The sequence below is a fragment of the Alloalcanivorax marinus genome (assembly GCF_016785095.1).
Lineage (GTDB): Bacteria > Pseudomonadota > Gammaproteobacteria > Pseudomonadales > Alcanivoracaceae > Alloalcanivorax > Alloalcanivorax marinus_A.
Map to the genome: position 1 here is coordinate 1 of NZ_JAEKJB010000010.1, position 14269 is coordinate 14269.

At 67.2% G+C, this 14269-nt stretch carries 13 protein-coding genes; 6 read left to right on the top strand and 7 right to left on the bottom strand.

Annotated features, from left to right (window positions below; translation table 11 throughout):
- Positions 1-243: 243 nt before the first annotated feature.
- The 3 genes from JF515_RS13645 (at position 244) to JF515_RS13655 (ending at position 4239) form a co-directional block, all read left to right on the top strand.
- Positions 244-1698 (top strand): DEAD/DEAH box helicase, encoded by a 1455-nt coding sequence (locus tag JF515_RS13645; protein WP_203105009.1) that lies wholly within the window; start codon positions 244-246, stop codon positions 1696-1698.
- A gap of 220 nt (positions 1699-1918) precedes the next feature.
- On the top strand, positions 1919-3829 hold the full coding sequence (locus JF515_RS13650) for an AMP-binding protein (RefSeq protein WP_203105010.1): 1911 nt from the start codon (positions 1919-1921) through the stop codon (positions 3827-3829).
- 14 nt (positions 3830-3843) lie between these two features.
- A complete protein-coding gene (locus tag JF515_RS13655) occupies positions 3844-4239 on the top strand; it encodes a rhodanese-like domain-containing protein (RefSeq protein WP_203105011.1) in 396 nt (131 codons plus the stop codon).
- 108 nt (positions 4240-4347) lie between these two features.
- Here the strand turns inward: JF515_RS13655 and JF515_RS13660 are convergent, their stop codons facing one another.
- The 5 genes from JF515_RS13660 to JF515_RS13680 all read right to left on the bottom strand — a co-directional run bounded on the left by JF515_RS13660 (position 4348) and on the right by JF515_RS13680 (position 9241).
- Positions 4348-5475, bottom strand: coding sequence for an App1 family protein (locus JF515_RS13660; protein ID WP_203105012.1), 1128 nt, complete (start codon positions 5473-5475; stop codon positions 4348-4350).
- Between the two features lie 6 nt (positions 5476-5481).
- Positions 5482-6534: a succinylglutamate desuccinylase/aspartoacylase family protein gene (locus tag JF515_RS13665; protein WP_203105013.1), complete on the bottom strand. Its 1053-nt coding sequence runs from the start codon at positions 6532-6534 to the stop codon at positions 5482-5484.
- On the bottom strand, positions 6531-7439 hold the full coding sequence (gene rimK / locus JF515_RS13670) for a 30S ribosomal protein S6--L-glutamate ligase (protein ID WP_203105014.1): 909 nt from the start codon (positions 7437-7439) through the stop codon (positions 6531-6533). Before rimK ends, JF515_RS13665 begins: the two co-directional genes overlap by 4 nt.
- Positions 7436-7870 (bottom strand): ATP-dependent zinc protease family protein, encoded by a 435-nt coding sequence (locus JF515_RS13675; protein WP_203105015.1) that lies wholly within the window; start codon positions 7868-7870, stop codon positions 7436-7438. The genes rimK and JF515_RS13675 overlap by 4 nt, the downstream gene beginning before the upstream one ends.
- Before the next feature lie 135 nt (positions 7871-8005).
- A complete protein-coding gene (locus JF515_RS13680) occupies positions 8006-9241 on the bottom strand; it encodes an argininosuccinate synthase (RefSeq protein ID WP_338015225.1) in 1236 nt (411 codons plus the stop codon).
- Between the two features lie 97 nt (positions 9242-9338).
- On the opposite strand from JF515_RS13680, the gene rnt reads away from it, so the two are divergent.
- Entirely contained in the window at positions 9339-10019 is a 681-nt protein-coding gene (gene rnt / locus JF515_RS13685) for a ribonuclease T (RefSeq protein WP_410298941.1), read from the top strand.
- A gap of 57 nt (positions 10020-10076) precedes the next feature.
- Here rnt and grxD read toward each other — a convergent pair whose 3' ends face one another.
- Complete coding sequence (gene grxD, locus JF515_RS13690; protein ID WP_203105018.1) at positions 10077-10406, bottom strand: Grx4 family monothiol glutaredoxin; 330 nt, start codon at positions 10404-10406, stop codon at positions 10077-10079.
- Between the two features lie 103 nt (positions 10407-10509).
- Positions 10510-12069 (bottom strand): hydantoinase B/oxoprolinase family protein, encoded by a 1560-nt coding sequence (locus JF515_RS13695; RefSeq protein WP_203105019.1) that lies wholly within the window; start codon positions 12067-12069, stop codon positions 10510-10512.
- A gap of 108 nt (positions 12070-12177) precedes the next feature.
- Here JF515_RS13695 and JF515_RS13700 point away from each other — a divergent pair, with 108 nt between their 5' ends.
- Positions 12178-13359, top strand: a complete 1182-nt coding sequence (locus JF515_RS13700; protein WP_203105020.1) for an aspartate aminotransferase family protein — start codon at positions 12178-12180, stop codon at positions 13357-13359.
- Positions 13356-14267 (top strand): ornithine carbamoyltransferase, encoded by a 912-nt coding sequence (gene argF / locus JF515_RS13705; RefSeq protein WP_203105021.1) that lies wholly within the window; start codon positions 13356-13358, stop codon positions 14265-14267. Before JF515_RS13700 ends, argF begins: the two co-directional genes overlap by 4 nt.
- Positions 14268-14269 lie beyond the last annotated feature (2 nt).

Sequence of the window (14269 nt, forward strand, 5' to 3'; positions counted from 1 at the left end):
AACAGCCCGGTGGTCCGATCTACGGCACAGGTTCAAGGACCTCAGGAGCGACTCGGGTTGCCACCGGGCTGACAGGGGATGGTAGCTAATCATCTCCCTGCGGAGAGACACAAGGAGCGACTTCAGTCGCGATCCCCCCTTTTTCCTCTCACCCCGACACCAAAAACCCCTCGAAGTCCGCGCCACAATCCGTTAGGCTGCATCGCCTTTCCTCCCCCTCGTGTTTTCGGAATTTCCCACCCTATGGATTTTGCTTCCCTCGGTTTATCCGAACCCCTGCTGCGTGCCGTGGCCGAACAGGGTTATGACCAGCCTTCCCCGATCCAGGCCCAGGCGATCCCCGCCGTGCTGGAGGGCCGCGACGTGATGGCCGCCGCCCAGACCGGCACCGGCAAGACCGCCGGCTTCACCCTGCCGCTGCTGCAGCTGCTGGACGGTGGACGGCGCGCGCCCCGTCAGGCCCGCGCCCTGGTGCTCACCCCGACCCGGGAGCTGGCCGCCCAGGTTGGCGACAGCGTCGCCACCTACGGTCGCCACCTGAACAGCCGCTCCACGGTGGTGTTCGGCGGCGTCGGCATCAACCCGCAAATCCAGGCCCTGAAAGGCGGCGTGGACGTGCTGGTGGCCACCCCGGGCCGGCTGCTGGACCTGCACCAGCAGGGCGCGGTGCGCTTCGATGATCTGGAAATCCTGGTCCTGGACGAAGCCGACCGCATGCTCGACATGGGCTTTATCCATGACATCCGCAAGGTGCTGCGGCTGCTGCCGGCCCAGCGCCAGACGCTGATGTTCTCGGCCACCTTCTCCAACGACATCCGCGCCCTGGCCAAGACCCTGGTGCGCGATCCGGTGGAGGTGGACGTCAGCCCGCGCAACAGCACCGCCGAGCGGGTACTGCAGTGGATCGTGCCGGTGGACAAGAACCGCAAGGCGCCGCTGCTGGTCAAGCTGATCACCGACGGCGGCTGGTTCCAGGTGCTGGTGTTCACCCGCACCAAGCACGGTGCCAACAAGCTCGCCAAGCAGCTCAACGCCCAGGGCATCGAGGCGGCGGCGATCCACGGCAACAAGAGCCAGAGCGCCCGTACCCGGGCCCTGGCGGACTTCAAGAGCGGTGATGTGCGCGCCCTGGTGGCCACCGACATCGCCGCCCGAGGCCTGGACATCGACCAGTTGCCCCAGGTGGTCAACTTCGATCTGCCCAACGTGCCCGAGGACTACGTGCACCGCATCGGCCGCACCGGCCGCGCCGGCGCCTCCGGCCAGGCGGTGTCCCTGGTCAGCGCCGATGAGAGCAAGCAGTTGTTCGATATCGAAAAAGTGATCAGCCGGCCCCTGGAACGGCGTCCCCAGGAAGGCTTCGAACCGGAAGAGAAGCTGCCGGAGAAAGGCGCCGGCGGCGGTCGCTCCTCCGGTGGCGCCGGCCGGAGCCGCAATAACGGCGGCGGCAACCGCGCCCGGGGCGGCGGCGGTGGCGGCGGCAATGGCCGCAACAGCGCTGGCGGTGGGGGCGGCAACGGTCGCGGCCGGGGCAACGGCGGTGGCCGCGCCCAGGGCGGCGGCAATACCAATGGTGGCAATGGTGGCAATGGTGGCAATGGTGGCAATGGCGGCAACGCGGGCGACAACGGCAACAACAATGGCAACGGCACCCGCCGTCGTCGCCGTCGCCGCCCGGCCGCCAACACCGCCTCCTGACCCCCTTCCCCCCTTTTTTCGGTTCACGGCGGCTTCCCGGGACACTTCCCTTGGGAACGCCGCCCGGCCGCTCCTGCCGCAAGGGCCGCCGCCCCGGCGGCCCGATTCGCGACCATGGTCTACTGGCATGACGTTCCCCTCCCTGCTTGCATGAGAGGGTGGCGCCCCCGTGTACACAGGGCGCCGGCACGCAGAACAACAATCATGCAAGGAGCGGGAAATGCGCTATCGGAATGCCTTCGACAAGGCCCGCCAGGAGCCGGATGCCTTCTGGGCCGAACAGGCCCGTGAACTGGCCTGGTACCGGCCCCCGGAACGGATTCTGGAGACCCTCGACGACGGCACCCACCGCTGGTTCGGCGACGGCGAGCTGAACACCAGCTATCTGGCCCTGGACCACCAGATCGAACAAGGGCGCGGCGAGCAGACCGCGCTGATTTACGATTCCCCGGTCACCGGCACTGGCCGCCGCTTCACGTTCCTGGAGCTGCGCGACCGGGTAGCGGAGCTGGCCGGTGCCCTGCGCCGCCTGGGCGTGGGCCGGGGCGACGGCGTGGTGATCTATCTGCCGATGGTGCCGGAGGCGGCCATCGCCATGCTCGCCTGCGCCCGCATCGGCGCGGTGCACTCGGTGGTATTCGGCGGCTTCGCCGCCCATGAGCTGGCGATCCGCATCGACGACGCCCGCCCCAAGGTGATCCTTACCGCCTCCTGCGGCATCGAAATCGACCGGGTGATCGACTACACCGCCCTGGTACGCGGCGCCCTGGACAAGGCCACCCATACGGTGGAACACGTGCTGGTGCTACAGCGCGAACAGGGCCCGGCGGATCTGCAAGCCCTGGGGTTCGAGGACTGGCACGCGGTGGTGGACGGCAGCGAACCGGCGGACCCGGTGCCCCTGGCCGCCAGCGACCCGCTCTACATCATGTACACCTCCGGCACCACCGGTAAGCCCAAGGGCATCGTCCGCGACAATGGCGGCCATGCCGTGGCCCAGCTCTACGCCCTGCGCGAGATCTACGGCATGCAACCCGGGGAGGTGTGGTGGGGCTGCTCCGACGTGGGCTGGGTGGTGGGTCACTCGTTCATCGTCTACGCGCCGCTGATCGGCGGCTGCACCACGGTACTCTACGAGGGCAAGCCGGTGCGCACCCCGGACGCGGGCGCCTACTGGCGGGTGGTGGCCGAGCACGGCGTCAATGGCCTGTTCGCGGCGCCCACCGCATTCCGGGCGATCCGCAAGGAGGACCCGGATGGCGAGCTGTTCCGACGCCACGACGTATCCAGCCTCAAGCACCTGTTCGTGGCCGGCGAGAAGCTGGATGGCCCCACCTACCAATGGCTCAGCGAACTCACCGGCCGCCCGGTCTACGACCACTGGTGGCAGACCGAAACCGGCTGGCCGGTGACCGCGCCGCTGACCCGCCACGGCGAGGCGGAGGTGCGCGCCGGCTCCACCAACCGGGCGGTGCCCGGCTACGAGGTGATGGTGCTGGACCCGGAAACCGGCGAGCCGCTGCCGGCGGACACCGAAGGCGCCATCGCCCTGCGTCTGCCATTGCCACCGGGCTGCGCCCAGACCCTGTGGAACGACCACGACCGCTACCTGGCCGCCTACCTGAACACCTATCCGGGCTACTACCATACCGGCGACGGCGGCTACCTGGACGCGGACGGTTTCGTGCACATCATGGGCCGCACCGACGACGTGATTAACGTGTCCGGCCACCGGCTTTCCACCGGCGTCATGGAGGAGCACATCGCCACCCACCCGGCGGTGGCGGAATCCGCCGTGGTGGGTATGCACGACGAACTGTGCGGCGAGGTGCCGGTGGGGCTGGTGGTGCTCAAGGACGGTGCCGACATCGCCCCGGACCAACTGGAACGGGAGCTGGTGGCGCTGATCCGCGAACAGGTCGGCGCGGTGGCCCGCTTCCGCCGGGCGCTGGTGGTCAAACGCCTGCCCAAGACCCGCTCCGGCAAGACCCTGCGGGCGGCCCTGCGCAAGATGGTCAACGGCCAGGACTTCCCGCTGCCGTCCACCATCGACGACCCGGCGATCCTGGATGAAATCGCCGCCACGCTGATCAATGACGGCCTGGTGGACAAGCCCGGCCGCCCGGCCTGACACGGGAGAGCGACATGGCTTTGAAACAAGGGGTGGCCACCCTGGTGGCCGCCGCCGAGGCGCGCATCGAACGGATCAGCGCCGAGCAGGCCCGGGATCTGCTGGACGACCCGGGCGTGCGCTTCGTGGATATCCGCGACGTGCGCGAGCTCAGGCGCGAGGGCACCCTGCCCGGCGCCCTGCACGCGCCCCGGGGCATGCTGGAATTCTGGGTCGACCCGGATTCGCCCTACCACAAACCCGATTTCGCCAGCGGCCAGCGCTTCGTGCTGTTCTGCGCTCTGGGCCAGCGCTCGGCCCTGGCCGCCGCCCAGCTCCAGGACATGGGATTCGGGCCGGTGTGCGATATCGAGGGCGGGTTCAAGGCCTGGCGGGAGACCGGTGGGGAGGTGGAGGAACCAGGGGGTTAAGGCGGAACCTCGTTACCCGGGCCCGGTTGGCGCGGTGCCTTCGGCGATCGCGACCGGAGTCGCTCCTACGAACAAGACGGCAGGAGCGACTTCAGTCGCGATCCTGTGTCACTCCGCCGGGCGCCGGCGGCAATCCTGGCGCACTTCCTCCAATCCGTCGCGGGCGATCAAGCCTTTCTGGAACGCGTGCTGCGCCATCTCCAGGCTGTCCTTGGCGAGAATCATCTCGCAACCGCCGGCGGCGGCGCGCTCGGCCAGCGCCTGGATGGCCTCGTCCCGGGCGCTGCCCCGGTGCACATGGCGGATGTAGATGGCGCGGATGCGATCCGGGTATTGCTCCACCAGCTCGGCGTAAACTTCCGGATCGCGCTGGCCACTGTCGCCGATCAGCACGAACGGAACCTGGTCGTAAAGCGCCAGCATACGGCGGATCAGCATCGCCTTGTGGTCCTTGGCGCGGATCGGCAGCGGCCGCTGCAGGGTCACGCCCCATTCGCGCAGGAACAGAATCGGGCCATGGGGAATGCGGTTAAGGTGGAAGAACTCCTCGAGCACGTCGTAGATGCTCCAGGGCCCCCGTGACACGTACAGCATGGGCCGGCGGCGCTCGCCGGTGTCGCCGTGAAAGAGCGCGCGATAAAAGGCGGATACGCCGGGGAAGGCGGTGCGGTGGCGGGCCTTGAGCACGAACAGCTGATACATCATGGTCAGCTTGCTGGCCACGCCGGTGTAGATCACGGTGTCGTCGATATCGCTGATCACGGCGTGGTCCAGACCCCGGGGCGGGATGTAGATGTCGGCGCTGGCCTCCACGGGCTCGCGCTCACCCTCGCGCCGCCCCGGGTGCAGGCGCAACCGCGCCTGCTGCCAGAAGGCCTGGTCCGGCCAATCCTCGTCCACGTCCAGGGTGACATGGAAATAACCGTCCCGGTCGGTGATCACATCCACGCTGGCGGCGCCCACGGTCACCGTGAGGCGGGCATCGCGCACCCCCCAGCGCACCGTGCGGCGAACGATGTTGACGATGTCGTCCAGGGGGCCTTCCTTGAGGTTCAGACCGATGCCCGGCTGGCGGAACACCCGCCCGATCAGGAACACCGAGCGCCGCGAGCCATAGCCCCGATAGGTCTGGATCACCCGCCCGCCACGGCGCCCGCCGCGCCGCGCCGGGCGCGCCAGGAAGCGCAACATCTTACGCAGGCCACGATACAGTTTTCGCGGGGTGGGCAGGTTCATCGTTACCTATACGATCGGCGGCTCACCGGCCAGGCCCGGGCCGCGCTCGATGTCCGAAGTGAATACTTCCAGGTTCTGCGCCACTTCACGCACTTCCTCGAAGCGGGCGATGTGGTAGAGCGCCTCGCCTTCGTTGACCAGCGGCAGGTTGTTGCGCCCCACCAGAATGCCGGCGCAGGGCGATTCGATGTTGACGTCCTCACCGCCGAACGGGCTGGAGATACGCCCGATCAACTGGCCCTTGCGCAACCAGGCACCCAGCGCCACCAATGGCAGGAACACGCCATCACGCTCCGCGCGCACCCAGCTGGAAGCGCGCGCGATGTTCGGCTCCAGGGGGGCCCGGGTACGGCGAGTGCCGGTCATGCGCAGATAATGCATGACATTGAGCACGCCCTTGACGCCGGCGCGGATGCAGCTCTCGTCGAAGCGCAGCGCCTCGCCGGCCTCATAGGTAACCACGGGGATACCCTGGGCCTCCGCCACCTCGCGCAGGGTGCCCTCGCCGAGCACCGAATTGATCACCACCGGCACGCCAAAGGCGGCGGCCATGGCGGCGGTGTCGTCGTTGGATAAATCGGCGCGAATCTGCGGCAAATTGGCGCGGTGGATGGCGCCGGTGTGCAGATCCACGGCGTGGGTGGCCCGGTCCAGCACCTGGGTCTTGAACTGCCAGGCCATGCGCGCACCCAGGCTGCCGGTCTCCGAGCCCGGGAAGCAGCGGTTCAGATCGCGGCGGTCGGGCAGATAGCGGGTCTTGTGGATGAATCCGAACACGTTCACCACCGGCACCGCCAGCACCGTGCCGGACAGGCGGCGCAGGGCCGAGTGGCGCAGCAGACGACGGATAATCTCCACGCCGTTGAGCTCGTCGCCGTGGATGGCGGCACTGACCAGCAGCACCGGCCCCGGGCGGCGGCCATGAATCACATGGATCGGTACGTTCAGGGGCGTCTGGGTGTAAAGCTGCGCCAGCGGCAGCTCCACCTTGGCGCGGGTGCCCGGCTGCACGGTGACGCCGTTGATCTCGAACGGGGCCACCTTGTCGTCACGGCTCAACCCTTGGCTCCCTTGGTCTGGGTGCGATTGGGCCGCGCGTTGGTCTCGATGAACTTGATCATCATGCCGGCCACGTCCTTGTTGGTGGCCGCCTCGATGCCTTCCAGCCCCGGCGAGGAATTCACCTCCATCACCAGCGGGCCGTGGTTGGAGCGCAGGATGTCCACGCCGGCCACGTTAAGGCCCATGATGCGCGCCGCGCGCACGGCGGTGGCGCGCTCTTCCGGGGTGATGCGGATCAGGCTGGCGCTGCCGCCCCGGTGCAGGTTGGAACGGAACTCACCGGGCAGCGCCTGGCGTTTCATGGCGGCGATCACCTTGCCGCCGACCACGAAGCAGCGAATGTCGGCGCCACCGGCTTCCTTGATGTATTCCTGCACCATCACCGACACGTTCAGGCCCATGAACGCCTCGATCACCGATTCCGCCGCCTTGCGGGTTTCCGCCAGCACCACGCCGATGCCCTGGGTGCCTTCCAGCATCTTGATCACCAGGGGCGCGCCACCGACCATGTTGATCAGGTCGGGAATGTCGTCCGGGGAGTGGGCGAAACCGGTCACCGGCAGGCCCACCCCCTTGCGCGACAGCAACTGCAGCGAACGCAGCTTGTCCCGGGAACGGGAAATGGCCACCGATTCATTGACCGGAAACACCCCCATCATCTCGAACTGCCGCAGCACGGCGGTACCGTACTGGGTGATGGAGGCGCCGATACGGGGAATCACCGCGTCGAAGCCTTCCAGTACCTCGCCCTTGAAGTGAATCTCGGGCTTGTGCGACACCATGCTCATGTAACAGCGCAGGGTGTCGATCACGTGCATGTCGTGGCCAAGATCCTGCCCCGCCTGCACCATGCGGCGGGTGGAATAGAGGTGTTTGTTCCGGGACAGAATCGCAATCTTCATGGTTGACGCTCGTTGCCGCCGAGTAAAAAGGATGCCTGGGGATGCACCACCAGTTGCTCCATGGCGGTGCGCCCCAACAGCATGCGGAATTTCATGGTTTCCCGATCGGTGAGGGTGATCTCCGCCGGCCAGCGCCGCCCGCCCATTGCCAGCAGCGTGCGGATCACCGGTCGCTCCTCGCGGTGGCCACCGGAATCGGACACCACTCGCCGGTCGAGCAGCGGTGCCTCGCATTCACGGACTTCATCGGAGTCCTGAAACGGGTGGATGCGAAAGCGAATCCATTCGCGACCGTCCCGTTCAAAGCTGCCGACCTCGAAAGCGTGCAGCGCGGAGGTCCGCGCGCCGGTGTCCACTTTCACTTTGATGGCCTTGATACCCAGGTCCGGGAGGCTGGCCCATTCGCGCCAGCCCACGGTGGTTTTATTCATCCGGGGGTTCCTGTTCCCTGCTTTGGCTTACCGGCAGCCTACACAGGGAGCCAGGCCGGCGCTAGCCGCAACGCGCGGCGGGCCGACGGAAGCGATGGATCGCGGTGGGACCACCGCGACCCGACCACCGCCGCGTCAGGACAGCTTGCGGCCGTTCTTGGCGGCGATGCGCAAACGCAGAGCATTGAGCTTGATGAAGCCTTCCGCGTCCTTCTGATCGTAGGCGCCGGCATCGTCCTCGAAGGTGGCGATGGAGGCGTCGAACAGACTGTCATTGTCGGAGCGGCGACCCACCACCGTGGCGGCGCCCTTGTACAACTTCATGCGCACTTCACCGTTGACGTTGTCCTGGGTGGCGTCGATCAGTTTCTGCAACGCCAGGCGCTCCGGGCTCCACCAGTAGCCGTTGTAGATCAGCTCGGCGTACTTGGGCATCACCGAATCCTTCAGGTGGGCGGATTCCCGGTCCAGGGTCAGCGACTCGATGGCGCGATGCGCGGGCAGCATGATGGTGCCGCCGGGGGTTTCATAGCAGCCCCGGGATTTCATGCCCACATAACGGTTCTCGACGATGTCGAGACGACCGATACCGTTGTCGCCGGCCAGCTTGTTGAGCTTGCTCAGCACGTCGGCGGGGCTCAGACGCTCCCCGTCGATGGCGACGATATCGCCCTTTTCATAGGTCAGGGTGATGTAGGTGGGCGCGTCCGGAGCCGCTTCCGGGCTCACGCTCCAGCGCCACATGTCCTCTTCCGGCTCCCACCAGGGATCTTCCAGGTTGCCGCCCTCATAGGAGATGTGCAGCAGGTTGGCGTCCATGGAGTACGGGGACTTTTTCTTCTTGCCGGTGAAATCCACGGGGATCTGGTGGTCCTCGCAGAACTGCATCAGCTTCTCGCGGGAATTCAGGTCCCATTCGCGCCACGGGGCGATCACCTGGATGCCCGGGGCCAGGGCATAGGCGCCCAGCTCGAAGCGCACCTGGTCGTTGCCCTTGCCGGTGGCGCCGTGGGAAATGGCGTCGGCGCCGGTTTCCTCGGCGATTTCCACCAGCCGCTTGGCGATCAGCGGGCGGGCGATGGAGGTGCCCAGCAGATACTCGCCTTCGTAGAGGGTGTTGGCGCGGAACATCGGGTACACATAGTCGCGCACGAACTCCTCGCGCAGGTCCTCGATGTAGATTTCCTTCACGCCCATGGCCTCGGCCTTGGCGCGGGCGGGCTCCACTTCCTCGCCCTGACCGATGTCGGCGGTGAAGGTAACCACCTCGCAGTCATAGGTTTCCTGCAACCACTTGACGATCACGGAGGTATCCAGGCCTCCGGAATAGGCCAGCACCACCTTCTTGATATCCGACATGCCACACTCCACGGACTGATGTTACGAAAGCCGCGTATTGTACCCGCCGGGGTCCGCCGCCGTCACCTGTCCCGGGGGGCGGTTATGGGGTAGCATGAGCGCCGCTTTGATGGGAGATGGCATGAGCGACAAGCACCCTTCCCTGGCCTTGCGGTTCCGGGGATTCCTGCCCGTGGTGGTGGATGTGGAAACCGGCGGCTTCGATGCCCGCAACGACGCGCTGCTGGAAATCGCCGCGGTGTTGCTGGACATGGACGCCCGCGGTTACCTGCGACCGTCCACCCGGGTGCACTTCCACGTGGACCCGTTTCCGGGCGCCAACATCGAACAGGCGGCCCTGGATTTCACCGGCATTGATCCGAACAACCCGCTGCGCGGCGCCGTGGACGAGGACACCGCCCTGAAGGGCGTGTTCGCGCCGGTACGCAAGGCGGTCAAGCAGCATGGCTGCAACCGGGCGGTGCTGGTGGGCCACAACAGCTTCTTCGATCAGGGCTTCCTGAACGCGGCGGCGGAACGCACCGACGTGAAGCGCAATCCGTTTCACCCGTTCTCCAGTTTCGATACCGCCACCCTGGCCGGCCTGGTGTACGGTCAGACGGTGCTGGCCAAGGCCTGCGAGGCGGCGAGCATTCCCTTCAGCCAGCGCGACGCCCATTCGGCGCTGTACGACGCCACCCGCACCGCCGAGCTGTTCTGCTCGATGGTCAACCGGTTCCGGGATCTGGGCGGCTGGCCGCCGCCGCCGGCCGCCGACATGCCCCCCACCCTGGCCAACGCCCTGGATTAAGGACAAAAAAAGGCGCCGGATCGGCGCCTTTTTCGTGGGCGGGGGCGGGAAGACGGTTCAGGCGTCGCCTTCCACCGCCGCGCCGTCCACCAGTTCCTTGAGCTGACCGGACCGGAACATCTCCATCACGATGTCGCAGCCACCCACCAGCTCGCCGTTGATCCACAGCTGCGGGAAAGTCGGCCAATTGGCGAATTCCTTCAGGTTCTGCCGGATCTCCGGGGCTTCCAGAATGTTCACGTAGGCAAACGGTTTGCCCACGTTGGACATGGCTTCCACCACCTGGGCGGAGAAACCGCACTGGGGAAACTGGGGGGTGCCTTTCATGTACAGCAGCACCGGGTTCTTCGCGATCTGGTCCTTGATGACCTGAATCACATCCTCCATAGGAAACCTCTGAGCAATCTGTGTGAGGACCGCGAGTATAGCACCCGTGGCCGCGTTGCATCAGGGTGGGGGCACCACGCCGGCCTTTCAAGAGCCGCGCCGCTCAGCGCGCCACCCGGTACCCGCCGCCCCCCGGTGACGCCAGCGACAAGCGGTCACCGGGACCCGCCTCCGCGCTGTACTTGGGCGGCAGGCTCTCACCGTTAAGACGATTCTCGCCGGCGGCGCCGGGCTCGCCCCCCGCCAGCCCCCAGGGCCGGTGGCGGCGGCGCTCGGTGAGCAAGGTGAAGCGCGCTGGCGCCAGGAACTCCAGCACCCGCTCGATGCCGTCGCCGCCGCGATGCAGGCCAGCGCCGCCACTGCCGCGCCGCAGCGCGTAACGCAGCACCCGCAAGGGGTAATGCGCCTCCAGGCTTTCAATCGGTGTGTTCAGGGTGTTGGTCATGTGGCTGTGCACCGCCGACAGGCCGTCACCGGCGGCATGGGCCCCCATGCCGCCGGCCATGGTCTCGTAGTAATCCCAGGGACACTCACCGCCCGCTCCCATGGCCAGATTGTTCATGGTGCCCTGGCTGGCCGCCGGAATCGCCTCCGGCAGCGCCTCCGCCAGGGCGCCCAGTACCACGTCGACGATACGCGAGCTGGTTTCCACGTTGCCGGCGGCCACGGCACCGGGGCGGCGGGCATTGACCAGGCTGCCTTCCGGCGCCGTCAGGGTGAGCGGCCGGAACAGCCCGGCGCAGGACGGCGCGTCATCGGGCAGCAGGCAGCGGAAGCAGTACCAGGCCGCCGCCGCCGCCACCGACAGCGGGCAGTTGATGTTGCCGGCCACCTGGTCGGCGGTACCGGTGAAATCCAGATGGGCGCGGTCGCCGTCCACGGTCAGGGTGACCGCGATGACGATGTCCTCCTGGCCCTGGCCGTCGTCGTCCATCCAGTCGCGAAAGCGGTAGCTGCCGTCGGCGAGATCGGCGAGACGCTGGCGCATGCGCCGCTCACCGTAATCGTTGAGCGCCGCCAGCGCCCGCTCCAGGGCCACCGGACCTCGCTCGGCGATCAGCTCCGCCAGCCGTCGGGCGCCGGCCTGGCAGGCACTGGCCTGGGCGGCGAAATCGGCGAACCGGGGCACCGACAGGGGCGGCGTGGTGGTGGCCGGGTCCGGTGCCAGCCCGGCCAGTTGCTGGCACAGGGGCAGTTGCCACTGGCCGGCGCGCTTGAGCCATTGGGGCGCGATCACCAGCCCTTCCTCTTCCAGAGTCCTCGACACCGGCATGGAGCCGGGGCTGTGGGCGCCAATGTTGGCGTGGTGGGCACGGGTCACGGTAAAGGCGCGCGGGGCATCGTCCACGAACACCGGCGCCACCACGGTGACATCCGGCAGATGGGTTCCCCCCAGGTAAGGGTCATTGACCACCAGCAGATCGCCGGGCCGCCAGTCGCGGCCGTCCACCAGATCGGCCATGGCGTAGGCCATGGAACCCAGGTGCACGGGGATGTGCGCGGCCTGGGCGCAGAGACCTCCGTCGGCGTCGAAAATAGCGCAGGAGAAATCCAGACGGTCCTTGATGTTCGGAGACAGGGCGCTGGCGCGCAGCAGCGCGCCCATTTCGTCGCAAATGCCGGCCAGGCGGTTAGCGAAAATGCTCAGTTGAATCGGGTCCATGGGGAGCCTCCGTCGCGATCCGGCCAATTGCGTCATATCCCGCGCGCCAGTATTATCCACAATCCACCCGGCAGCCAAGGCTGCCGTTTTTCGTTTGGTGAGAAACAAATGAGCGAGCAGTTTCTGATCCCCACCTACGCCCGTCAGCCGGTCGCCTTCGAGCGCGGCGAGGGAGTATGGCTTTATGACCAGGCCGGCGAGCGTTATCTCGACGCGGTATCCGGCATCGCGGTGTGCAACCTGGGTCACGCCCACCCGGCGGTGACCCGCGCCCTGGCCGACCAGGCCGGACGCCTGGTGCACACCTCCAACCTGTACCGCATCCCGGTTCAGGAAGCCCTGGCCGAGCGTCTTTGCCGCCTGAGCGGCATGGAGAAGGTGTTCTTCTCCAACTCCGGCGCCGAGGCCAACGAGGCGGCGATCAAACTGGCGCGCCTGCACGGTCACCGCCGTGGCGTGGACAAGCCGGTGGTGCTGGTGATGGAAAACAGCTTCCACGGCCGGACCCTGGCGACCCTGTCCGCCACCGGCAACGCCAAGGTGAAGGAAGGCTTCGAACCGCTGGTGGAGGGCTTCCGCGCCCTGCCCTATGGTGATCTCGAGGCGCTGGACCGGGCCCTGGCGGAACCCGACGTGGTGGCGGTGCTGGCCGAGCCGATCCAGGGTGAAGGCGGCGTGCGCCTGCCCGAAGACGGTTTCCTGCCGGCCCTGCGCGAACGCTGCGACCGGCATGGCCTGCTGCTCATGCTCGATGAAATCCAGACCGGCAACGGCCGTACCGGCACCTACTTCGCCTGCCAGGCCCAGGGAGTCACGCCGGACGTGCTGACCACCGCCAAGGGGCTCGGCAACGGCTTCCCGATCGGCGCCTGCCTGGTGGCCGGCGCCGCCACCGAGCTGTTCGGTCCGGGCAGCCACGGCAGTACCTTCGGCGGCAATCCGCTGGGCTGCGCCACCGCCCTGGCGGTGGTGGATGCCCTGGAAGCGGTGATTCCGGACGTGGCGGCCAAGGGTGAGCGGCTGCGCGCCGCCCTGCGCGAGGGCCTCGCCGACCTGCCCATGGTCACCGAGGTACGTGGCCGTGGCCTGATCATCGGCATCCAGCTCGACCGTCCGTGCGTGGAGCTGGTGGGCCGGGCCCGGGAAGCCGGGCTGCTGATCAATGTCACCGCCGGTTCCGTGGTGCGTCTGCTGCCGCCACTGATCATCGACGACCAGGAACTACGCTTCCTCGCCGACACCCTGACCCGGGTGATCCACGATTTCGCCCGCGACCAGGAGGGCTCATGAGTACCCGTCACTTCCTTACCCTGATGGACCTGACGCCCAAGGAACTGGGTTACCTGATCCAGCGTGCCGTGGAACTGAAAACCATGCTGCACACCGGCCAGTTCCACGAGCCGCTGCGCGGCAAGACGCTGGGCATGATTTTCGAGAAATCCTCCACCCGTACCCGGGTGTCCTTCGAAGTGGCGATGACCCAGTTCGGCGGCGCCAGCGTGTTCCTGTCGCCCCGTGACACCCAGCTCGGTCGCGGTGAACCGGTGGAGGACTCCGCCCGGGTGCTCTCGCGCATGGTCGACGTGGTGATGATCCGTACCTTCGATCACGCCACCGTGGAAACCTTCGCCGGCTATTCCCGGGTGCCGGTGATCAATGCCCTCACCGACCAGTTTCACCCCTGCCAGTTGCTCGCCGACATGCAGACCTACGTGGAGCATCGCGGCGCCATCGAGGGCCGCAAGGTGGCCTGGATCGGCGACGGCAACAACATGTGCGCGAGCTACATCAATGCCGCCGAGCAGTTCGGTTTCGAGCTGGTGGTGTCCTGCCCGGAAGGCTTCGAGCCACCGCCGGAACTGGTGGCGGAATTCGCCCACCGGGTGACCCTGGAACCGGACCCGGCCAAGGCCGTGGCCGGCGCCCACCTGGTTTCCACTGACGTGTGGGCCTCCATGGGCCAGGAACAGGAACAGGCGGAACGGGCGCGGCGCTTCGCCGACTATCAGGTGAGCCCGGCGCTCATGGACCACGCCGATCCCGAGGCGTTGTTCATGCACTGCCTGCCCGCCCACCGTGGCGAGGAAATCAGCCACGACATGCTGGATGATCCCCGTTCCGTGGTCTGGGACCAGGCGGAGAACCGGCTGCACGCCCAGAAGGCGCTGCTGGAGTTTCTGGTCGCCGGTCAGAATTAGGA